Source organism: Umezawaea sp. (assembly GCF_057122925.1).
On sequence record NZ_DBNGPQ010000177.1, the window covers coordinates 21,502 to 41,160 of the forward strand.

Below are 19,659 nucleotides of genomic sequence, written 5' to 3' on the forward strand. Positions count from 1 at the left end.
CAGCACCCAGCCCGTGCGCAGGCGTCGCATGCCCAAGGCGGAGCGCAAGGCCCAGATGCTCGACGTGGCCGAGGTGGTGTTCGCCGAGCAGGGCTACCTGGCCACCTCCATGGACGAGATCGCGGAGCGCGTGGGCGTCTCGAAGCCCATGCTCTACGAGTACTTCGGCTCCAAGGAAGGCCTGCTGATCGGCTGCATCCAGCGGGCGCGGGCCGAGCTGCGGACGAAGACCGAGAACGCCATCGTCGGCGCCGCGGACCCGGAGGACCTGCTGCGCAAGGGCCTGCTGGCGTTCTTCGAGTTCATCGTCGACCACCGCCAGTCCTGGGCGCTGCTGCGGCAGGAGGCCGCGATCACCGTGCCGTCGGCCGAGGAGGAGATCGAGGGCATCCGGACCCAGCAGACCGCGCTGATCAGCGCGGTGATCGCCGGGTTCTCGCCCGACCTCGAACCGCTGGAGGCCGAGGCGTTCGCGGAGATCGTCGTCGGGTCGTGCGAGCGGCTCGCGCTGTGGTGCGAGCGCAGGCCCGAGGTGGGGCCCGCGCTCGCCACCGACTACGTGATGACCGTGGTGTGGCGGGGCGTGGCGTCGCGCCTCACGGCTTGAGGACCACCTTCAGCGCCTTGCGGTCCTCCATCGCCCGGTAGGCGTCGGCGACCTCCTCCAGCGGCACCGCGCGGTCGAACACCGGGGACGGGTCCAGCCGACCGGCCAGCACGTCCGCCAGCAGCTCCGGCAGGTACTGGCGGACCGGGGCGACCCCGCCGCTCACGCCGACGTTGCGGCCGAACAGGTCCTTCAGCGACAGGCCTTCCGGGCCGTGCGGCACGCCCACGTACCCGACGCGCCCCCCGTCGCGCACGACGCCGAGCGCGGTCTCCCACGACTGCGCGGTGCCCACGCACTCCAGCACGGCCGACGCGCCGAGGCCGCCGGTCAGCTCGCGGACCCGTTCCACCGCCGCCCCGCCGCGCTCGGACACCTGGTCGGTGGCGCCGAACAGCCTGGCGACGGCGGCGCGGTCCTCGTGGCGCCCCAGGGCGATGACGCGCTCCGCACCCAGCCGGGAGGCGGCCAGGACGCCGCACAGGCCCACCGCGCCGTCGCCGACCACGGCGACGACCGAGCCCGGCACGACCCCGGCGGCGAGCGCGGCGTGGTGGCCGGTGCCCATCACGTCCGACAGCGAGAGGAACGCGGGCAGCAGCGCCGCGTCGGCGTCCCCCGGCACCCGCACCAGGGTGCCGTCGGCCTGCGGGACGCGGACCGCCTCGCCCTGGCCGCCGTCGTGCCCCCGCTGCCCCCAGATGCCCCCGTTGGGGCACGAGGTCTGCACGCCGGCCGCGCAGTACGCGCAGGTGCCGTCGCTCCAGGTGAACGGGGCGATGACCCGGTCCCCGACGCGCACGGACGCGACCTCGGAGCCGACGTCGACCACCTCGCCGACGAACTCGTGCCCGATCCGCTGGCCGGGCTGCCGCTCGGACACGCCGCGGTACGCCCAGAGGTCGCTGCCGCAGACGCAGGCCAGCTCGACCCGGACCACGGCGTCGGTCGGCTCGGCCAGCGCGGCGTCGGGCACGTCTTCCACCCGGATGTCACCGGGTCCGTGGATGGTGGTCGCTCGCACCGCTCCCCCTCGTGTCGCCGTCTCCGTTCGAGTCCATCCTGACCCCTCCGAAGGGTTCACGCCCAGGTGACCCGCTTTTACGAATCACATTCGTGTTCGGGTTTTGTTCGGAGTGCGGGAGGTGCACCTGGAACGGGAAGAACACGCCTAGGATGTTTCAACCGTGCCCGTGCAGGAGAAAGGTGGCGTGGTTTTGGCCACACCGGCGTTCAGCGAAGAATCCCGCTCACCCCAGCGCGGAAGGCCGCGTGACGCGAGCCGGGACGACGCCCTGCGCCAAGCCGCGCTGGAGGTCATGGCGGAGGTCGGCTACCGCGCGCTGACGATGGACGCCGTCGCCGCCAGGGCCCGCGCGGGCAAGGCGACGATCTACCGGCGCTGGGAGTCCAAACTGGACCTGGTGATCGACACCTGCACCCAGCTCGCGAGCCAGAACCTCGCCGCGCCCGACACCGGGTCGCTGGCCGAGGACCTGCGCGAGTTCCTCAGCTCGTTCGCCGCATTCCTGTCGGGCCCCATCGGCAAGGCGGCGCAGGCCCTCGTCGGCGAACTCCCGCACGAACCGGAACTCGCGACGGCATTTCGGGAAACGTTCCTCATTTCCCAGCGCGACGTGCTGCGAGGAATTCTGGAACACGCCCTCGAACGCGGAGAAATTCGACCCCACGCCCCGCTCGGCCTGACCGTCGAACTCGCGGGCGCCGCGCTGATCTACCGGCTCATGCTCACCGGCGACCCGTTGGACCAGCCGTTCGTGGACAAGGTCGTGGACCAGGTCCTGCTCCCACTGGTCGGCAAGCAAAACTGATCAGGGCAGCACTATTGCGGACACGGCGGGGCGTATTCGACAGTATTGTCGGGAACATCAGCCAATAGTGTCGCGCAATTGGGAGGCTGCCATAGTCCAGCCACAGCAGCGACGTACGCCCGCTTGGCCGAAGGCGACGCTGTTGGGCCAGTTGCGCCCGCCCACCCGCGACAGGCTGCTGGCGCTGGGCACGACCGTGGCCTACCGCGACGGCGACGTGATCCTCACCCACGGCGAACCCGGCGACAACGTGGTGCTGCTGCTCACCAGCGCGGTCAAGGTCGTGGTCCACAGCGAGCACGGGCCGACGGCGCTGCTGGCGATCCGGATCCGCGGCGACCTCGTCGGCGAGCAGTCCGTGATCGACCGGAAGACGCGCTCCGCGAGCGTGATCGCCTGCGGGGACGTGCTGGCCCAGTCCATCGGCCGCGGCGAGTTCGAGGCGTTCCTCAAGCGCACGCCGGACGCCGACCAGCAGCTGCGCAGCATGATGAGCGAACGCCTGCGGTGGGCCGACCAGCGGCGGGTGGACTTCCTCGCGCTCAAGGCGCACGCCAGGGTCGCCCGCGTGCTGGTGGAGGTCGCCAAGACGTGCGGCTGGGAGCACGAGGAGACGTGGGAGATCACCATCCCGCTCACCCAGGAGGAGCTGGGGTCGCTCGCGAGCATCGCCAGGCGCACGGTCGAGCAGCAGATGCGCAAGCTGCTGGAGGCCGGTCTCGTGCGGACCGCGTACCGCAAGACGTCGCTGCTGAACATGGCCGAGTTGCAACGCGTGGCCGATTCGCGCTGAGCACTATTGCGGACACGTCCTGCCGCATTCCACAGTAGTCTCGAAATCGCTCGCCCAATTGCGCAGCGAAAGGGGGGACGGCCATAGTCCAGCAGCCACACGGCCGTACCCCCGATTGGCCGAAGACGACATTGCTGGGCAGGTTGAGCAACGAAAGCCGGGCGCAGTTGCTGAAATTGGGCACCGCGCGCACCTACGAGAACGACAAACGGATCTTGGAGCAGGGGGCCTCCAACGACCACGTGGTCGTCGTGCTGCGGGGAACGGTCAAGGTGGTCGCCTACAGCGAGTACGGTCCGACGCTGCTGGCGATCCGGGTCCGCGGCGACCTCGTCGGCGAGCAGGCGGGCATCGACAAGAACCCGAGGTCCGCGAGCGTCATCGCCTGCGGCGAGGTGCTGGTCCGCACCATCGCCCTCAACGAGCTGAAGCGCGTGCCGGAGGTCGACGTCCAGGTGCAGCGCATGGTGAGCGAGCGCTGGCGGTCCTCCGACCAGCTCAGGGTCGACTTCTTCGGCCGCAACGCCCGTGCGAAGCTGGCCAGGGTGCTGATCGAGATCGCCACGATGGGCGGTTGGGAAGCGGAACCGCGGTGGGAGCTGAAGATCCCCCTGAAGCGGGCGGAACTGGGGTCGCTGGCCTCCATGCCGCCCAGCACGGCCGACAAGCAGATGCGGCAGCTGATCGTCGACGGACTGGTGGCCGCCGAGCAGCAGCGGATCACCCTGCTCGACACCGAAGCCCTGCGGCTCATAGCAGATTCCCACTGATCCCGTCCCGCCAAAGTGCGGGTAAAGGTTTGTCCGGGTCGGCGACAGTGGTCGCGTCAGCTCAAGCAGCCCGGCGCGCTCCGGCGCACCGGGCCTCGTGTCGAAGGAGATCGCGTCTCTCCATGGACGAAAACCCGACTCACCACTCGTTCGTCATCGCCGACATCGAAGGGTACGGACGGCGTTCCGACGAGGACCAGAGATGGCTGCGCAACGAGCTCTACTGGGTTTTGCAGACGTCGCTGGCGAAGGCGGACGTCCCGTTCACGCCGAGCCTCACCCAGGACCGCGGCGACAGCGTCATCCTGCTGGTGCCGGGCACCGCGCCGAAGCGCAACATCGGCGACGCCCTGGTCCAGCACCTCGACCGGGAGCTGACCAGACACGCCCGCCGCAGCAGCGAGCCCGCGAGGATGCGGCTGCGGCTGGCCCTGCACGCGGGCGAGGTCGCGCGGGACGGGCGGGGCTGGATCGGCCGGGACCTCAACACCGCGTGCAGGCTCGCCGACCTCCCGTCCGCGCGGGAGGCGCTGGCCGCGGAGCCCGACGCGAACCTGGTCGTCGTCGTGTCCGACGTGTGGTTCCGCACCGTCGTCCGCCCGGACCCCGTCCTGGTGGACCACTTCGAGTTCCGGAGGGTGCCGTTCGTGGTGAAGGAGATCGACGACCACGCCTGGATCCACGTGCCCCGGCGGTCCTCGTGAAGGTCGTGCGACGGGCCAGACCCGACCTGGGCGCCCGCCGCGCACCCGTCGTGAAGTCGGTGCGGAGCAGGCGCGACGACGTGGGGGAGGCGCGGTTCGTCATCGCCCAGTTCAGCGGGTGGGTCGCGAACGCCGACACGAAGGCGGGGCTGCTGGCGACCGCGACCATCTTCCTCGGCACGACGCTCGTCGGTCAGCGCTCGGCGGTCCGCGCCTCGTTCTCGCCGTCGACCTGGCAGGAGTGGGTGCGGGCGGTGCTGATCACCGGGGCGCTGGTGGCCGTGCCGGTCGCCGTGGTCGCGCTGACGGCGACGCTCCGGCCGCGGGTCCTGGGCAACACCGGCTCGCGCTACTCGTGGCCGTTCGTCGCCACCACGCCCGTGCGCGAGCTGGCCAGGAGCAATCGGACGGCCGACGAGGCCTGGCTGGCCGCGCACAACCTGGCCGTGATCGTGCGCAGGAAGTACCGCTGGCTCACGCTCGCGCTGGTCGCCTGGGCGATCGGCGCGCTCAGCCTGTTCACCTGGTTCCTGCTCACGCCGTAGAGCGGTCCAGCGGGCCGGGCGGCCCGCTGGACCAGCAGGTCAGCGGAACAGCTTGCGCACGACCAGCAGCCCGACGACGACGCCCACCGCGATGAGCGCGTAGCGGACCTTCGGGTCGTCGAACCTGGCGCGCACGCTGGCCTTGCCCTCATCGACGAAGCGCTGGGGGTTGGCCCTCGTGCCCAGCTCGTCCAGCGTCGTGGCCAGCGCGTCGCGTGCCTGCTCGATCTCACGCTGGATGGTGTCGGGGTCGCGAGCCACATGTCCTCCTGTCAGCGGTGCCCTGGGGCTTGCCCCACCGTAGTTGGTCAGCGGCCGGGGCGTGTCGATAGGCTTGCCGAAGGGGGCCGTAGCCCAATTGGCAGAGGCACACGGTTTAGGTCCGTGCCAGTGAGAGTTCGAGTCTCTCCGGCCCCATCCCCGGCACCCCGCCCCCGGTTCCCCGGCGGGCGGGGCAGCCGCTCGGCGCGCGACGCGCTCGGAGCACCCAGGCCGAGTCGGAGGACACCACGTGAGCCCCTCGCTGCACGACACGCTCGCCGGGCCCGCGGCCGACGCCCGAGCCCGCTTCGCCAGGGACGACAACGGCTACCTCCAGGGCTCGACCGTCGTGCACGCGGTCCGCCTCCAGGACTGGCTGGGCGTTTCCGTCCCCGGCCCCGGCTGCCACGTCGGCACCGGCGGCTGGGACTTCACCCGCTTCAAGCCGACCCGCTCGCCCGTGGACTGCGGCCGGTGCGCGAAGTCCGGGATGCGCGGCACCGCGGAGGACGGCGACCGACCGGGCCAGCTCGCCCTGGACCTGGACTCGGGTCCCCCGAAGGTGTGACGGGGCCGACTCTTCCGCGGTAACCCCCGCGACAGCACTTCGGCCCTTCGTCCCCCTGGGGTGCTCGCCGACCGGAGAGGGCCTCCAGCTCGACCGAGCACCGCGGCACCGTGCGGATACCCTCCTCGGAGTGCCGCGCCAGGCCCCTCCGCGACTGCCCAGCGGTGAAGGCGGTGTCCACCCGCGCCGGCACGGCCAGGACGTCGCCGTCGAGAGTCGGCCTGTGGAACCGGAGAACCCGTGGCCGTCACCGACCCTCCCCGACGGCGCGCGCGCTCGGTCGTGCTCGGCGCGTGCGCGGTGGTGCTGGCGGGTGTCGCCGCGCTGCTGCTCGTGCGCGCCACCGGGCTGGACGCGGGCACGGTGTTCTCGGCCGTGGTGGTCGGCGTGCCGTACGCCGCCGTGGTGACGGCCGTGGTGGCGGTGGTCCTCGCGGTGGCGGGGGCGCGGTGGCCGGGCGGGATCGCGCTCGTGCTGCTGGTCGTCCAGGTCGTGTGGCTGGCGCCCCGCTTCACCTCCGACGGGGTCGAGGTGCCCGCCGACGCGCCGCGGCTGCGGGTGGCCACGATCAACGCGCACCTCGGCGGCGTGGACCCGCGCGCGCTGGTCGACTTCGTGCGCGCGGAGCGCGTGGACGTGCTGGCGGTGGAGGAACTGCCGCCCGAGGCGATCCCCGCGCTGGACGACGCGGGCCTGCGGGAGCTGATGCCCCACCGGGAACTGCGGCCGAGGGACGACTCGTCGCTCTACTCGCGACTGCCGTTCACGGCGAGCGGTCCGCTGGCCGCGCCGACGACGTGGCCGCAGACGACCGCCACCGTCGACGTGAACGGGCGGGCCGTCCGGTTCGTCGCCGTGCACACGTACTACCCGACGGGCGATCCCGGCCTGTGGGCCGCGGACCTGACGGCGTTGCGGGCCTCGGCCGGTGAGGACTCCGTGCTGCTCGGCGACTTCAACGCCACCCTCGACCACGCGCTGATGCGGGACCTGCTGTCGGCGGGCCTGGTCGACGCCCACGCCGAACTCGGGAACGGCTGGGCTCCGACCTGGCCCGCCGACAGCGTGCTGCCGCCGGTGGTGCAGCTGGACCACGTGCTGCACGGCCGGGGGCTGGCGGCCGTCAGGACGGACGAGCGGACCCTGCCCGGCTCCGACCACCGGCTGGTCTTCGCGGAACTGGCCCTGCTCTAGTCGCCGGTGAACCGCATCGCGCGAGCGCCGACGAGCACCCCGGCCACCGCGAAGGCGACCGCGCTGAGGACGCCGTGGAGCACGGCCGTCCCGGAGAGCTGTCCGGCGAACAGCGCCCGTTCGGCCTCGACGACGTAGGTCAGCGGGTTGACCCGCGACAGCGCGCGCATCCACGCGGGCGCCCCGTCGAGCGGCAGGAGCACGCCGGAGAGCATGAGCAGCGGGAACACCAGGGTCTGCTGGACGAGGTAGAACAGCGACTCCTGCTTGCGGGCGAGGACCGCGAGCGCGCAGGAGAACGCGCCGAGCCCGACGCCGATGACGGCCAGCAGCAGCAACGCGACCAGCGCGCCGACGAGGTGCAGCTCGAAGCCCAACGGCAGCACCACGAGGACGATCAGCACGGACTGCGCGACCAGCAGCACGACCTCCTTGGCCGTTCGCCCCACCAGCATCGCCGACCGGCTGACCGGCGTGACGAGCATCCGGTCGAGCGAGCCGCCGGTCATCTCGGTCATCAGCATGTATCCGGCGGACACCGTGCCGCCCAGGCCCAGCATGATCAGCATCCCCGGCACGAACCACTGCCAGGCCGCGCCGTCGCCGCCCCACGAGATCCCGGACAGCAACGAGCCGAACAGGACCAGGAACACCACCGGCTGGGCCATGCCGAACACGATCCCGGCGGGGTTGCGCAGGTTGGGCCGCACCTCCCTGGCGAACACGATCCCGGTCTCGGTCGCGAACCTCATGCGGGAACCCCTTCCGCCTCGCGCAGGCTGCGCCCGGTGAGGGCGAGGAACACGTCGTCGAGCGTGGGCCGCAGGACCTCGGCGGTCCACACGTCCACCGTGGCGGCGTCGAGCGCGCGCAGCAGCACGGGCAGCGCGGCGGCGCCGTCGGGCACCCTCAGCCGGAGCGCGTCGCCGTCGGTCACCACGTCCCGCACCAGCGGGATCCGGTCGGCGATCCGCGCTGCCCTGGCCGGGTTGTCGGTCCGGACGACCAGGTGGTCACCCGCCAGGTCGGCCTTCAGCCGCTCGGCCGTGCCGTCGGCGATGACCCGTCCGTGGTCGATCACCACGACCCGTTCCGCCTTGGTGTCGGCCTCCTCCAGGTAGTGGGTGGTGAGGAAGACGGTCGTGCCGAACCGGTCGCGCAGCCGCAGGACGTGCTCCCACAGGTTCGCCCGGTTCTGCGGGTCCAGCCCGGACGACGGCTCGTCCAGGAACAGCAGGTCCGGCTGGTGGACCAGGCCGAGCGCGATGTCGAGCCGCCGCCGCTGCCCACCGGACAGCGACCCCGCGTCCCGGTCGGCCAGGTCCTCCAGCTCCATCGTGCCGAGCAGTTCGTCCGCGCGCCGCCGCGATTCCGCCGCGCCGAACCCGTAGCAGCGGCCCTGGGTCACCAGCTCGTCGCGAACCCGGAAGTAGTGCCCGGCGCCGTTGCCCTGGCCCACGTAGCCGATGCGCCTGCGCACGGCGGCGGGGTCGGCCCGAACGTCGTGCCCCGCGATCCGGGCCTCGCCCGAAGTCGGCCGGAGCAATGTCGTCAACATCCGGAGCGACGTCGACTTGCCCGCACCGTTGGGCCCGAGGAACGCGACCAGCTCCCCTTTCCCCACATCGAGATCAAGCCCTCTCACCGCCTCCACGATCCGTCTTTTGACCTTGAAATGCCTGGTCAACCCCCGTGTGTGAATCAACGAACCCTCCTGGTTCCGGGCATGCGCCAGCCGCGCCGGAGTAGGCGCCGACCGATGGGTGGGATGCGGAAGCCCGAGAAGAATAGGGCAACATTTCACGTTTCCGTCAGGAGCCCTGACAATCAACGAATGCGCGCACCCATTCCGTACCTCCTCGCCTACGCCAACACCATCGCGTCACGCCTGGCCGACGCGGAACTCCGCCCGCACGGCCTGACCGTCCGGCAGTTCGGCCTGCTGGCCCAGCTCCGCGCCGAACCGGAACTGACCATCGCCGACCTGGCCCGCCAACTGGGCATCACCAGGCAGTCGCTGCACGGGATGGTCGACGAGCTGGAACGCGACGGCCACCTGGTCCGCGAACCGGGCGCGTCCGGCCGCACCCGCAGGCTCGCGCTGACCCTGGGAACAGCAGGCCTGCTGGCCGACGCCGGGGGCCCGCTGGCCCGCGCCGAGGCGCAGTTCCTGCGAGGCGTCTCGACCCGGGACCGGGAAGCACTGCGCACGCTGCTGCAACGGGTCCTGGCCACCGCCACCGACGACGAGGCCTGGCTGTAGGAGGCACGGCCCCGACACCGCTGCCGACGTAGGTTGGACCGAACGTCCACCGACCACGGGAGAACACATGACCAGCACGTTCACCATCGGCGGCGACCTGGAGGTGAACCGCCTCGGCTACGGCGCCATGCAACTCCCCGGCCCTGGCGTGTGGGGCGAATCCCGGGACCCGGAAGGCGCACTGGCCGTACTGCGACGCGCCGTGGAACTGGGCGTCACGCTGATCGACACGGCGGACGCCTACGGCCCGTTCATCGCCGACCAGCTCATCAAGGAGGCGCTGCACCCCTACGCGGCGAACCTGGTCATCGCCACGAAGGTCGGCTTCACCCGTCAGGGCCCAGGCCAGTGGACAGCGGTGGGCCGCCCCGAATACCTGCGCCAACAAACCGAACTGAGCCTCCGCCACCTGGGTCTGGAGCAGATCGACCTGATGCAGCTGCACAGGATCGACCACAAGATCCCCCTGTCGGACCAGATCGGCGAACTGGCCCTGCTCCGCCAGGAGGGGAAGCTCCGCCACATCGGCCTCAGCGAGGTGACCGTCGACGAGATCGAGGCAGCCTGCGAGTTCGCCCCCATCAGCTCGGTGCAGAACCGCTACAACCTCACCCTCCGCACCTCAGAACAGGTACTGGACCACTGCACGGCCAACACCATCGCCTTCATCCCCTACAGCCCCCTGGCCAAGGGCACACTGCTGACGGACAACGCCAGGGTGGCAAGAACAGCGCAGGAGCACGGCGCCACCCGCTCCCAAATAGCACTGGCCTGGCTGCTCAAGCGCTCCCCGGTGACACTGCCGATCCCTGGCACAGCCTCGATCCCCCACCTGGAGGACAACCTCAAGGCCGAGAACATCACCTTGACGGACGCGCAGTTCACCGCGCTGACGGCATGAGACCCGCAGCAGGCCGGCACCTGCCCTGAACCGGTGATGGCGCCCGCGGCCGCTCCCCCGTTCACGGCCGGGGCAGCCCTCAGGCCGCCCGGCCGGTGACGAGTCAGACGGGGTCGATCGCGAGGTCGGTGACCTGGTCGTCCTCGATGCCGAACACGAACGCGAAGGACAGAGGCCCGCCGGGGAATTCACCGTCCCCGGCGGCCACCAGCCGGTCGTCCGCGAACGCGGTGGGCGTGAGCACGATCTTGGGGTTGATCAGGTGTCCCTGGATCCACTCGCGGATCTCGGCCCCGCCGGTGTAGGTCGTCCCGTCGTCGCGCACGGTGGCCCCGTCGCCGAAGACCGCGGCCAGCGCGTTCACGTCGTGCGCGTTGGTGGCCGCGACGAAGTTCTCGACGGCCTCGGGAAGGGTGATCTGGTTCATGTCCGCTCTCCGGTTTCTCGGTGGCCCGCACGCGGGCGCGTGCGGGCACGTTCTTGCGGCACCTCGATGGCACGGTGGCGATGCGGGTGGCAACCCGGCACGGGCCGTGCGGCGCGGTGATCAGCTCGGAGTCCCGACCAGGGGTCGAGTCGGCACCAGGCTCAGAAGTCCGCTCCGCGGGAGAGCTCCTCGTTCGCGCGCAGCTCCGCGAGCGCGTTCTCGTGCATCGCGACAACGGCGTCGTAGCCGGAGTTGCCGAGCACGATCCGGTGCGGCGGAACGGGTGCGTTCATCGCGCTGATCACGGCCCGCACTCCGCGTTCGGGGTCACCCGCTTGCTTGCCGTTGTGGTCCACGAACGCCGCCTTGACGCCCTCGACCATCGGCACGTAGGCGTCGACGGTCTCGTTGACGGGCTCGTTCTGGAAGTAGGCGAAGGCCTTGGTGCGGAACGCTCCCGGCTCCACGACGAGCACGCGCACGCCGAACGGCTCAACCTCGTGGCGCAGTGCCTCCGACAGTCCTTCGACCGCGAACTTCGCCGCCGCGTAGTAGCCGAAGCCGTGTGCGCCGACGAGGCCTGCCACCGACGACATGGTCACGATCCAGCCGTCGCCGCGTGCCCGCATACCCGGCAGGACCGCGCGGATCACCTCGACCACGGCGAACAGGTTGAGGTCGAACGTGCGGCGGATCGTCTCGTCAGGGGTCCCCTCGACCGAGCCGTACCAGCCACGGCCCGCGTTGTTGACGAGCACGTCGATCCCGCCGAACCGCTCCTCCGCCGCCTTGACCGCTGCACGCACCTGCTCGGCATCGGTGACGTCGAGCTGGAGGACCAGCACGCGGTCGCCGTGCGGTTCAGCCCATTCTTGCAGTTCAGAGGGCCGACGTGCGGTCAACACCACCTGATCGCCCTGTTCAAGGGCGGCCTCGGCGTAGACCTGGCCGAACCCTCCGGGCGTCCCACCGGTGATGAACCATGTCTTCATGGACTTCCCCTTTCGCTATAGACGGCAATGTAGCGCTACATGAGCTACTATAGCAACCATGCAGAACGCACGGGATCGACTCCTGCTCGCCGCGGCGGAGTTGCTGGAGGGTGGCGGCACGGTGTCCACGAGGGCGGTGTGCGAACGCGCCGGGGTGCAGGCCCCGACGCTGTACCACCACTTCGGCAGCAAGCAGGGCCTGATCGACGCCGTGGTGAACCACGGCTTCACCCAGTACACGGCGGTCGAGAGCTCCGGTGACCCGCTGAGCGACCTGCGCGAGGGCTGGGACAGGCACGTGCGGTTCGGGCTGGAGCACCCGTCGTTCTACGGGCTGCTGTACGGCCGTGCCGAGCCGGGCAAGCCCTGCGCCATCACCGCTCCCGCGCACGCCGCGTTGCGCGAGCGGTTCACCGCCGCCGCCGCCCGAGGCCTGCTCAAGGTGCCCGCGGACGACGCCGCCGAACAGGTGCTCGCCGCCAACGTCGGCATCACGCTCACCCTGATCAGCCAGCCGGAGCCCGACTTCGAACTGTCCGGACGCGTCCGCGAGGCCGCGCTGGCCGGAGTCCTGCACACGCCCTCCGCCGACGCCCCCGCGACCCGTCCGAGCGCCGCACTGACGTTGCGCGCGCTGGTCGACAACGACCCCGGCGACCTCACCCCTGGCGAACACGCGCTGCTCGGCGAACTGCTGGACCGCCTCGCCCGCTAGAGCACGCGGCATTCCGCAAGCGTTTTACCCGCCCACGACAGGGGTACTTGAAACGAACCACAGCCCATCAGGGGGGCCGCCACCATGGCGCCCCTCAGCAGCCCTTGCCTAGCTTGGAGGACATGAGCAACCCCATATCAACGGTCGTCGAGTGGGTAACGGGCCTGATGACGACGTTGGGCGCCCCTGGCGCCGGCATAGCCATCGCCCTGGAGAACCTGTTCCCCCCTCTGCCCAGCGAACTCTTCCTCCCCCTGGCGGGCTTCACCGCCAGCAGGGGCGGGATGAACCTGGCGGCGGCGATCACGTGGACCACGGCGGGCTCCGTCGTGGGTGCTCTGGCCCTCTACTACCTGGGCGCGCTGCTGGGCCGGGAAAGAATCCGGGCCATCGCCAAGAAACTCCCCCTGGTAGACGTCTCCGACGTGGACAAGACCGAGGACTGGTTCGCCGAGCACGGTTCCAAGGCCGTGTTCTTCGGCCGGATGCTCCCCCTCTTCCGCAGCCTCATCTCCATCCCCGCGGGCATCGAGAGGATGCCGCTCCCGAAGTTCATCGGCCTGACAGCGGCGGGCAGCCTGATCTGGAACACCACGCTGATCATGGCCGGTTACCTGCTCGGCGAGAAGTGGCACCTCGTCGAGCAGTACGCGGGCTACGTCTCCACCGCGGTCCTCGTGGCGGCGGGAACCGGCCTGGCGTGGTTCATCACGTCGAGGCTGTCCAAGCGCAAGCAGGGGAGTCACGACCCGAGGTAGCGCAGCACGGCCAGCACCCTCCGGCTGCGCCCCTCCACCGAGGACAGGCCGAGCTTGTCGAACACGCCCGCCACGTGCTTCTCCACCGCGCTCCGCGACACGTGCAACCGGTCGGCGATCGTCGCGTTGGTGCAGCCCTCGGCCATCGCCGCCAGCACCTCCCGCTCCCGCGGCGTCAGCGCGCCGATCTCGCGACCGGTGCGGGACAGGAGCTGCCGCACCACCTCGGGGTCGAACGCGACCCCGCCCGACCCGACCCTCCGCAGGGCGTCCAGGAACTCGTCGACCCGCACGACCCGGTCCTTGAGCAGGTAGCCGACCCCCTCGGAGTGCTCGGTGAGCAGGTCGACGGCGTACCGCTTCTCCACGTACTGCGACAGGACGAGCACCCCGACCGAGGGCCAGCGGCGGCGGATCTCCAGCGCCGCGCGCAGGCCCTCGTCGGTGTTCGTCGGGGGCATCCGCACGTCCGCCACGACCACGTCCGGCAGGTGGGCGGCGACGGCGGGCACCAGCGCGGCGGCGTCGCCCACCGCCGCGACGACGTCGTGCCCCTCCTCGACCAGCAGCCGCACCAGTCCTTCGCGCAGCAGCGTCGAGTCCTCGGCCAGGATCACCCGCACGGCAGTTCCGCGGTGATCGAGGTCGGTCCACCGACCGGGCTGCTCACGCCGAACCGGCCGTCCAGCGCGGCCACCCGCCGCGCCAGTCCGGCGAGGCCGCCGCCGTCCGGGTCCGCTCCCCCGCGTCCGTCGTCCCGAACCAGCACGCTCACGACCCCCTCGTCCCGACGAACCTCCACGGTGATCCCGCTCGCGCCGGAGTGCTTCGCCGCGTTGGTCACCGCCTCGCACACCACGAAGTACGCCGCCGTCCCCACCGCGGCGGCCACCTCCCCGTCCAGGTCGACGGTGAACCGCACCGGGACGGCCGACCGGTCGGCCACGGCCGCCAGGGCCTCGCCGAGCCCGAGCGAGTCGAGCGCCGTCGGGTAGACCCGCCAGGCCACCTCGCGCAGGTCCTCCAGCACCAGCGCGGACTCCTCGTGCGCCTGGCGCAGCAGCTCGTCCGCCTTCGCCGGGTTCCGCCGGGCGCGCCCGAGCAGCATCCCCAGCGCCACCAGCCGCTGCTGCACGCCGTCGTGCAGGTCGCGTTCGATGCGCCGCCGTTCGGCGTCCACCGCCTCCACGACGCCCGCGCGGCTCAGCGCCAGCTGCTCGACGCGCCGCTGGAGCAGTTCCCGCTCGCCGGGACCGAGGAACCGGTGGGCGACCGCGCGTTCCAGCGCGACGACGCCGAGGATCCCCCGCACCTCCACGAACAGCAGGACGACGCCGATCAGCGCCGTCCAGCCGACCTCGACCAGGCTCGACGGCCCCAGTTCACCGGTGGCCAGCCGCCAGGCGATGACGGCGGCCCAGTAGAGCCCGTAGCACAGCCAGGCCAGCACGACCCCGCCGAGCAGACCGACCAGCGCGCGCACGACGACGAACCGCAGCGCCTGCCGGTCGAGGGGTTCCGCGCTGTCGACGCCGAGGAACACCAGCAGCCGTCGGCGTTCCAGCTCCGCGAGCCGCGCGACCACACCACCGGACGCCCAGGCGACCGCGAGCAGCGGCAGTTCGACCACGGCGCAGCAGAAACCGAGCAGCAGCCCCGCGAGCACCCGAACCGCTGTCCCCACCGGCCGTTCCCCCGCTCGTCACCGTGTCCCCGCGCAGCCGCGGACAAGCGTGCCACGGGTGGGGGCGTCGCCGACGCGGAGGCCGCGCTCAGCCGACCGGCACGGGGGCCAGCAGCTCCTTGATCTCCCGCACGGCCGCGCGGCCCGCGCGCGACGCGCCGACGGTGCTGGCCGACGGCCCGTACCCCACCAGGTGGACGCGCGGGTCGGCGACCACGCGGGTGCCGTCGACCTTGATGCCCCCGCCGGGTCCGCGCAGCTTCAGCGGGGCGAGGTGGTCGATCGCGGCCCGGAACCCGGTGGCCCACAGGACCGCGTCGGCCCGCACCTCGCGGCCGTCGTCCCAGGCCGCACCCGTGGGCGTGAGGCGGTCGAACACCGGCAGCCGGTCCATGAGCCCGGCCTCCTGCGCGGCGCGGATCCGCGGGGTGCGGAACAGGCCGGTCACGCTGACGACGCTGGCGGGCGGACGGCCCGCGCGCACGGCCTCGTCGACCCGCGCCACGACGGCGCGACCGGTGTCGTGGGTGAACGGCTCGTCGGTGAACAGCGGCTCGCGGCGGGTCACCCACGTGGTCGTGGCGACCTGCTGGATCTCCAGCTGGAGCTGCACGGCCGACGAGCCGCCACCGACGACGACCACGTGCTGCCCGGCGAACTCCTCGGGCCCCGCGTAGTTCGCGGTGTGCAGCTGGCGGCCCCGGAACAGCTCCTGGCCGGGGTAGCGCGGCCAGAACGGGTGGGTCCACGTGCCCGTGGCGTTGACCAGCGCGCGGGCGGACCAGGTCTCACCGGCGCTCTCGACCAGCAGTCGGCCGTCCCCGCCGTCGCGGACGGCCGTCACGGACACCGGCCGCCGGACGTGGATCCCGTTGCGGCGCTCGAAGTCCGCGAAGTACGCGGGCAGCACCTCGTTGGCGGGCGCGTTCTCGTCCACGACCTCGAACGGCATCGCGGGCAGGTCGTGGATGCCGTGGACGGTCGCCATCCGCAGCGTCGGCCAGCGGTGCTGCCACGCACCGCCGGGACCCCGGTCGGCGTCCAGGACCACGTGGTCGATCCCGGCCCGCCCCAGGAAGTACCCGGCGGACAGCCCGGCCTGCCCCGCCCCGACCACCACGACGTCCACGCTGATCACACCCGGTAGAACGCACGGGACCCGGACCCGCTTCCGTCGCCTCCGTCACAGCGCTAGGTTCGGCGAGGTGCACAAGATCCTTTCGACGGTCCTCGCGCTCGCGCTCGTGACGGCCGCGGCAGTACCCGCCCGCGCCGATCCGGCCACCGACGCCCGCGCCGCGGCACCACCGGACGTGACGGTCGCGTTCGCCGTGTACGACCGCGACTCCGGGCGCTCCACCCTGCGGTTCAACGAGCACCAGCGGATCCGGTCGGCCTCGATCGTGAAGATCCTGATCGCGCTGGACTACTTCGAGACCAACGGCGCGGGCACACCGATCCCGGAAGCCGACCTCGCCCTGCTGGTGCCGATGCTGCGGTCCAGCGACGACGACGCGGCCAGCGAGCTGTGGGTGCGGCTCGGCTGGGAGAAGATCGTGGAACGCGCCGTCGTGCGGCTCGGGCTGCGCGACACCGCTCCTCCGGTGAACGTCGGATTCTGGGGCTACACCGCCCTCAGCGCCGCCGACGTCATCACGATCTACCGGCACGTGCTGGAGGACGCCCCCGCACCGGTCCGCGACTTCGTGATGGGCAACCTCCACCAGGCCACCACGTGCGCGACCGACGGGTTCGACCAGTCGTTCGGCATCCCGTCCGCCGTGCCCGGCCGGGTGGCGTTCAAACAGGGCTGGTCGCGGTTCGGCGACGTGCCGCCGCGCCCGTGCGTGGAGCCGAAGCCGCGCCGGGACCTCGGCGCGTCGAAGGACGGCCCGGAGCGCGCCGACGTCCCGGACCTCATCCGGCCCGCGATGCACACCACCGGCACGTACGGCCGCAAGATCATGGCCGTGCTGACGCTGGAGCCCGAGGGCACCACGTGGGACGAGTCCGCACACCGCATCACGGCCCTGACCAGGGCCGTCTACCTGGCTGACCGGATCATCGGCGGCTGAGCGCTGTGACCGGCGGCACGGGCGGGAATGTTCCCGCCCGTGCCCGCCGTTGGCCGTTGCATGAGCCGACTCCGCGACGTGCCGCTGTCCGTCCTCGACCTGGCCACGATCGGCAGCGGGTCGAACGCGACAGCGGCGCTGCGGGACACCACGGAACTCGCCCGGCACGTCGAGGGCCTGGGCTACCACCGGTTCTGGCTCGCCGAGCACCACGGGATGCCGGGCATCGCCAGCTCCGCGCCCGCCGTCCTGATCGGCCACGTCGCCGCCGCCACGGCCAGGCTCCGCGTCGGCTCCGGCGGCGTGATGCTGCCGAACCACGCGCCGCTCGTCGTCGCCGAGCAGTTCGGCACGCTGGCCGCGCTGCACCCCGACCGCATCGACCTCGGCATCGGGCGCGCGCCCGGCACGGACCAGAAGACCGCCCGCGCGCTGCGCCGGTCCACGGGAACGCTGTCGGCCGAGGACTTCCCGCAGCAGCTCACCGAGCTGATGGGCTACTTCGACGGGACCGAGGCCGTCACCGCGGTGCCCAGCCCCGGAACCAGGCCGCCGGTGTGGCTGCTGGGCTCCAGCGGCTACAGCGCCCAGGTCGCGGGCCTGCTCGGCCTGCCCTTCGCGTTCGCCCACCACTTCAGCGCGGAGAACACGCTGCCCGCGCTCGCGCTGTACCGGCAGAACTTCCGGCCGTCCGCGGTGCTGAGCGAGCCGTACGCGATGGTGTGCGCCGCCGTGATCGCGGCCGACACCACCGAGCACGCCCGGTGGATCGCCGGCCCCTCCGGCCTGGCGTTCCTGCGCCTGCGCGGCGGCAACCCCGGTCTGTTCCCCTCCCCGGAGGAGGCGGCCGAGCACCCGTACAGCGACGTCGAGCGGATGTTCATCGAGGACAGGGCGTCGTCGATGATCATCGGTGACCCCGCGACCGTCGACGCCGAGCTGGCCGAGCTGCTCGACGACACGCGGGCCGACGAGCTGATGGTCTCGACGATGGTGCACTCCAACGCCGACCGGATGAGGTCGTACGAGCTGGTCGCCGAGCTGGCGGGCCGCTCGGTCAGCGTGTGATCAACTAACCCGAACGGGTGAATCGGAGGAGGGGCTGTAGCACCTGCCGAGCACCGCGCGATGTCGTAGTTGAGCGCGCACGCCCCCCGACGCGCTCAACTACCGCCGGGCCTTCGGGCCCGGAGTGCAGCACGAAAGATCGGCCGCCGCCGCGATCGGCGTGGGTGGTGCCCCTGTGGTGCCGCCCACGCCGTCGGCCGCTGGTCATCACGGCTTGGCCACATCCCGGCACCAGGTGCGAATCAAGCACCCAAATCGCCCCCGCTCCTCCCAAAACACCGTCATGGTGGTGGCAGTCGCAGTCGCGCCCACCGCCAGGGCGGAAAGGGGAGTTCGTGAAGTTCGCCAAACTGGCCGTCGGCATCTGCCTGACCCTGGCCGTGGCGGGATGTGCGGACGCCCCCGATCTCGTCAGCGCACCCGTGGCCCAAGCCGGTGAAGCCCCGTCCGTCCGCAAGGGCGGCGTGGCCGAAGCCTCCCCGCACACCGCCTTCGGCGCCCAGCACGTGTGGACGACCGGCCTGTCGATCACGATCGCCCAGCCGAAGTCGCTCCAGCCCAGCTCCACGGCGTTCCCGCAGGCGCCCCGCATGGCCGTGTTCAGCGTGACGATCACCAACGGCAGCAAGACCGAGTACCGCCCCACCCAGCTGTCGATCCGCGCGCTCAGCAACGGCCGGTCCGCCCAGGAGGTGATCGACTCGGTGCAGGGGCTCAACGGCATCGCCACCGCGGTGCGCGAACTCCCGCCGGGCCGCGACACCACGTTCACCCTGGCGTTCGTGGCGCCCGAGGAGCCCGTGCTCATGCGGCTGGTCGTGGAACCGAACGGGGCGGGCCAGGAACCCAGCGCCACCTTCGAGGGCCAGGCCTGAGTACCGTCTCGTGACATGAGCGAGCAGAAGCGCCTCTCCCCCGGCGACCAGGCGCCGGCGTTCACCCTCCCCGACAGCGGGGGCAAGCCGGTCTCCCTGTCGGACTACCTGGGCCGGTCCGTCGTCGTCTACTTCTACCCGGCGGCGAGCACGCCCGGCTGCACCAAGCAGGCGTGCGACTTCCGCGACAGCCTCGGCGTGCTCGGCGAGTCCGGCTACGACGTCGTCGGCGTCTCCCCCGACAAGCCGGAGAAGCTGGCCGAGTTCGCCGCGGCCGAGGGACTGAACTTCCCGCTGCTGTCCGATGTGGACCGGTCGGTCCTGGCGGAGTGGGGCGCGTACGGCGAGAAGCAGAACTACGGCAGGACCGTGGTCGGCGTGATCCGCTCGACGTTCCTCGTGGACGCCGAGGGCAAGATCGCGAAGGCGATGTACAACGTCCGCGCCACCGGCCACGTGGCCAAGCTGCTGCGCGAGCTGCCCGCCTGATCACCCGTCCGCGGGATTCCGGGCACCAGGTCGGCGACCAGCGGGAGCCGGTGCCCGCGGCGGGCCTGGCCGTCCAGGACGGCCAGGTCGAGACGCCGGTCGGCCACGCGGACACCGGGCCCCGACGAGCTGGGCCCG

General features: G+C 71.7%; 25 protein-coding genes and 1 tRNA gene. 17 read left to right on the forward strand and 9 right to left on the reverse strand.

Going from position 1 to position 19,659, the window contains the following annotated elements; genetic code table 11:
• The first annotated feature begins 28 nt into the window (after nucleotides 1-28).
• Nucleotides 29-607, forward strand: a complete 579-nt coding sequence (locus AC156L_RS39605; RefSeq protein WP_330876811.1) for a TetR/AcrR family transcriptional regulator — start codon at nucleotides 29-31, stop codon at nucleotides 605-607.
• Here the strand turns inward: AC156L_RS39605 and AC156L_RS39610 are convergent.
• Entirely contained in the window at nucleotides 597-1,631 is a 1,035-nt protein-coding gene (locus AC156L_RS39610; protein ID WP_330876791.1) for a zinc-binding dehydrogenase, read from the reverse strand. The genes AC156L_RS39605 and AC156L_RS39610 overlap by 11 nt on opposite strands.
• A gap of 187 nt (nucleotides 1,632-1,818) precedes the next feature.
• Between AC156L_RS39610 and AC156L_RS39615 the strand changes: the two genes are divergently transcribed.
• From AC156L_RS39615 to AC156L_RS39635, 5 genes are all read left to right on the forward strand, one after another.
• The gene (locus tag AC156L_RS39615; protein WP_484407770.1) at nucleotides 1,819-2,439 is read left to right on the forward strand and encodes a TetR/AcrR family transcriptional regulator; all 621 of its coding nucleotides are present in this window, start codon (nucleotides 1,819-1,821) and stop codon (nucleotides 2,437-2,439) included.
• Nucleotides 2,440-2,581: 142 nt separating this feature from the next.
• Nucleotides 2,582-3,232 (forward strand): Crp/Fnr family transcriptional regulator, encoded by a 651-nt coding sequence (locus AC156L_RS39620; RefSeq protein WP_330876789.1) that lies wholly within the window; start codon nucleotides 2,582-2,584, stop codon nucleotides 3,230-3,232.
• Between the two features lie 143 nt (nucleotides 3,233-3,375).
• A complete protein-coding gene (locus AC156L_RS39625; RefSeq protein ID WP_330876788.1) occupies nucleotides 3,376-4,002 on the forward strand; it encodes a Crp/Fnr family transcriptional regulator in 627 nt (208 codons plus the stop codon).
• Nucleotides 4,003-4,124: 122 nt separating this feature from the next.
• The gene (locus tag AC156L_RS39630; protein WP_330876787.1) at nucleotides 4,125-4,706 is read left to right on the forward strand and encodes a hypothetical protein; all 582 of its coding nucleotides are present in this window, start codon (nucleotides 4,125-4,127) and stop codon (nucleotides 4,704-4,706) included.
• Nucleotides 4,707-4,711: 5 nt separating this feature from the next.
• The gene (locus tag AC156L_RS39635) at nucleotides 4,712-5,251 is read left to right on the forward strand and encodes a Pycsar system effector family protein (RefSeq protein WP_330876786.1); all 540 of its coding nucleotides are present in this window, start codon (nucleotides 4,712-4,714) and stop codon (nucleotides 5,249-5,251) included.
• 39 nt (nucleotides 5,252-5,290) lie between these two features.
• Here AC156L_RS39635 and AC156L_RS39640 read toward each other — a convergent pair whose 3' ends face one another.
• Complete coding sequence (locus tag AC156L_RS39640) at nucleotides 5,291-5,512, reverse strand: DUF3618 domain-containing protein (protein WP_330876785.1); 222 nt, start codon at nucleotides 5,510-5,512, stop codon at nucleotides 5,291-5,293.
• Between the two features lie 82 nt (nucleotides 5,513-5,594).
• Between AC156L_RS39640 and AC156L_RS39645 the strand changes: the two genes are divergently transcribed.
• From AC156L_RS39645 to AC156L_RS39655, 3 genes are all read left to right on the forward strand, one after another.
• A tRNA-Leu gene (locus AC156L_RS39645) sits at nucleotides 5,595-5,668 on the forward strand.
• 94 nt (nucleotides 5,669-5,762) lie between these two features.
• Complete coding sequence (locus AC156L_RS39650; RefSeq protein ID WP_330876784.1) at nucleotides 5,763-6,080, forward strand: hypothetical protein; 318 nt, start codon at nucleotides 5,763-5,765, stop codon at nucleotides 6,078-6,080.
• Nucleotides 6,081-6,320: 240 nt separating this feature from the next.
• The gene (locus tag AC156L_RS39655; RefSeq protein WP_330876783.1) at nucleotides 6,321-7,274 is read left to right on the forward strand and encodes an endonuclease/exonuclease/phosphatase family protein; all 954 of its coding nucleotides are present in this window, start codon (nucleotides 6,321-6,323) and stop codon (nucleotides 7,272-7,274) included.
• Here AC156L_RS39655 and AC156L_RS39660 read toward each other — a convergent pair.
• Nucleotides 7,271-8,026, reverse strand: coding sequence for an ABC transporter permease (locus AC156L_RS39660; RefSeq protein ID WP_330876782.1), 756 nt, complete (start codon nucleotides 8,024-8,026; stop codon nucleotides 7,271-7,273). The genes AC156L_RS39655 and AC156L_RS39660 overlap by 4 nt on opposite strands.
• The gene (locus AC156L_RS39665) at nucleotides 8,023-8,979 is read right to left on the reverse strand and encodes an ATP-binding cassette domain-containing protein (RefSeq protein WP_414719910.1); all 957 of its coding nucleotides are present in this window, start codon (nucleotides 8,977-8,979) and stop codon (nucleotides 8,023-8,025) included. The genes AC156L_RS39660 and AC156L_RS39665 overlap by 4 nt, the downstream gene beginning before the upstream one ends.
• 129 nt (nucleotides 8,980-9,108) lie before the next feature.
• On the opposite strand from AC156L_RS39665, the gene AC156L_RS39670 reads away from it, so the two are divergent.
• Together AC156L_RS39670 and AC156L_RS39675 are read left to right on the forward strand one after the other, a co-directional pair.
• On the forward strand, nucleotides 9,109-9,537 hold the full coding sequence (locus AC156L_RS39670; protein ID WP_330876780.1) for a MarR family winged helix-turn-helix transcriptional regulator: 429 nt from the start codon (nucleotides 9,109-9,111) through the stop codon (nucleotides 9,535-9,537).
• A gap of 67 nt (nucleotides 9,538-9,604) precedes the next feature.
• Nucleotides 9,605-10,438 (forward strand): aldo/keto reductase, encoded by an 834-nt coding sequence (locus AC156L_RS39675; RefSeq protein ID WP_330876779.1) that lies wholly within the window; start codon nucleotides 9,605-9,607, stop codon nucleotides 10,436-10,438.
• A 103-nt stretch (nucleotides 10,439-10,541) separates the two neighbouring features.
• Here AC156L_RS39675 and AC156L_RS39680 read toward each other — a convergent pair whose 3' ends face one another.
• Both AC156L_RS39680 and AC156L_RS39685 read right to left on the reverse strand, forming a co-directional pair.
• Entirely contained in the window at nucleotides 10,542-10,865 is a 324-nt protein-coding gene (locus AC156L_RS39680; RefSeq protein ID WP_330876778.1) for a nuclear transport factor 2 family protein, read from the reverse strand.
• Nucleotides 10,866-11,026: 161 nt separating this feature from the next.
• Nucleotides 11,027-11,857, reverse strand: coding sequence for an SDR family NAD(P)-dependent oxidoreductase (locus AC156L_RS39685; protein WP_330876777.1), 831 nt, complete (start codon nucleotides 11,855-11,857; stop codon nucleotides 11,027-11,029).
• A gap of 58 nt (nucleotides 11,858-11,915) precedes the next feature.
• Between AC156L_RS39685 and AC156L_RS39690 the strand changes: the two genes are divergently transcribed.
• Both AC156L_RS39690 and AC156L_RS39695 read left to right on the forward strand, forming a co-directional pair.
• Nucleotides 11,916-12,572 carry a TetR/AcrR family transcriptional regulator gene (locus AC156L_RS39690; RefSeq protein ID WP_330876776.1) on the forward strand — a complete coding sequence of 219 codons (657 nt, stop codon included), beginning with the start codon at nucleotides 11,916-11,918 and terminating at the stop codon, nucleotides 12,570-12,572.
• A 122-nt stretch (nucleotides 12,573-12,694) separates the two neighbouring features.
• Complete coding sequence (locus tag AC156L_RS39695; protein ID WP_330876775.1) at nucleotides 12,695-13,330, forward strand: DedA family protein; 636 nt, start codon at nucleotides 12,695-12,697, stop codon at nucleotides 13,328-13,330.
• Here the strand turns inward: AC156L_RS39695 and AC156L_RS39700 are convergent.
• From AC156L_RS39700 to AC156L_RS39710, 3 genes are all read right to left on the reverse strand, one after another.
• Nucleotides 13,315-13,953 (reverse strand): response regulator transcription factor, encoded by a 639-nt coding sequence (locus AC156L_RS39700; protein WP_330876774.1) that lies wholly within the window; start codon nucleotides 13,951-13,953, stop codon nucleotides 13,315-13,317. The genes AC156L_RS39695 and AC156L_RS39700 overlap by 16 nt on opposite strands.
• The gene (locus AC156L_RS39705) at nucleotides 13,944-15,014 is read right to left on the reverse strand and encodes a sensor histidine kinase (RefSeq protein ID WP_330876773.1); all 1,071 of its coding nucleotides are present in this window, start codon (nucleotides 15,012-15,014) and stop codon (nucleotides 13,944-13,946) included. The genes AC156L_RS39700 and AC156L_RS39705 overlap by 10 nt, the downstream gene beginning before the upstream one ends.
• 88 nt (nucleotides 15,015-15,102) lie before the next feature.
• Nucleotides 15,103-16,152, reverse strand: coding sequence for an NAD(P)-binding domain-containing protein (locus AC156L_RS39710; RefSeq protein WP_330876772.1), 1,050 nt, complete (start codon nucleotides 16,150-16,152; stop codon nucleotides 15,103-15,105).
• A gap of 67 nt (nucleotides 16,153-16,219) precedes the next feature.
• On the opposite strand from AC156L_RS39710, the gene AC156L_RS39715 reads away from it, so the two are divergent.
• From AC156L_RS39715 to bcp, 4 genes are all read left to right on the forward strand, one after another.
• Nucleotides 16,220-17,089, forward strand: a complete 870-nt coding sequence (locus AC156L_RS39715; protein ID WP_330876771.1) for a hypothetical protein — start codon at nucleotides 16,220-16,222, stop codon at nucleotides 17,087-17,089.
• A gap of 60 nt (nucleotides 17,090-17,149) precedes the next feature.
• Nucleotides 17,150-18,157 carry an LLM class flavin-dependent oxidoreductase gene (locus AC156L_RS39720; protein WP_330876770.1) on the forward strand — a complete coding sequence of 336 codons (1,008 nt, stop codon included), beginning with the start codon at nucleotides 17,150-17,152 and terminating at the stop codon, nucleotides 18,155-18,157.
• 335 nt (nucleotides 18,158-18,492) lie between these two features.
• Nucleotides 18,493-19,032, forward strand: a complete 540-nt coding sequence (locus AC156L_RS39725; protein ID WP_330876769.1) for a hypothetical protein — start codon at nucleotides 18,493-18,495, stop codon at nucleotides 19,030-19,032.
• 15 nt (nucleotides 19,033-19,047) lie between these two features.
• Nucleotides 19,048-19,521 (forward strand): thioredoxin-dependent thiol peroxidase, encoded by a 474-nt coding sequence (bcp, locus tag AC156L_RS39730; protein ID WP_330876768.1) that lies wholly within the window; start codon nucleotides 19,048-19,050, stop codon nucleotides 19,519-19,521.
• Nucleotides 19,522-19,659: the final 138 nt, after the last annotated feature.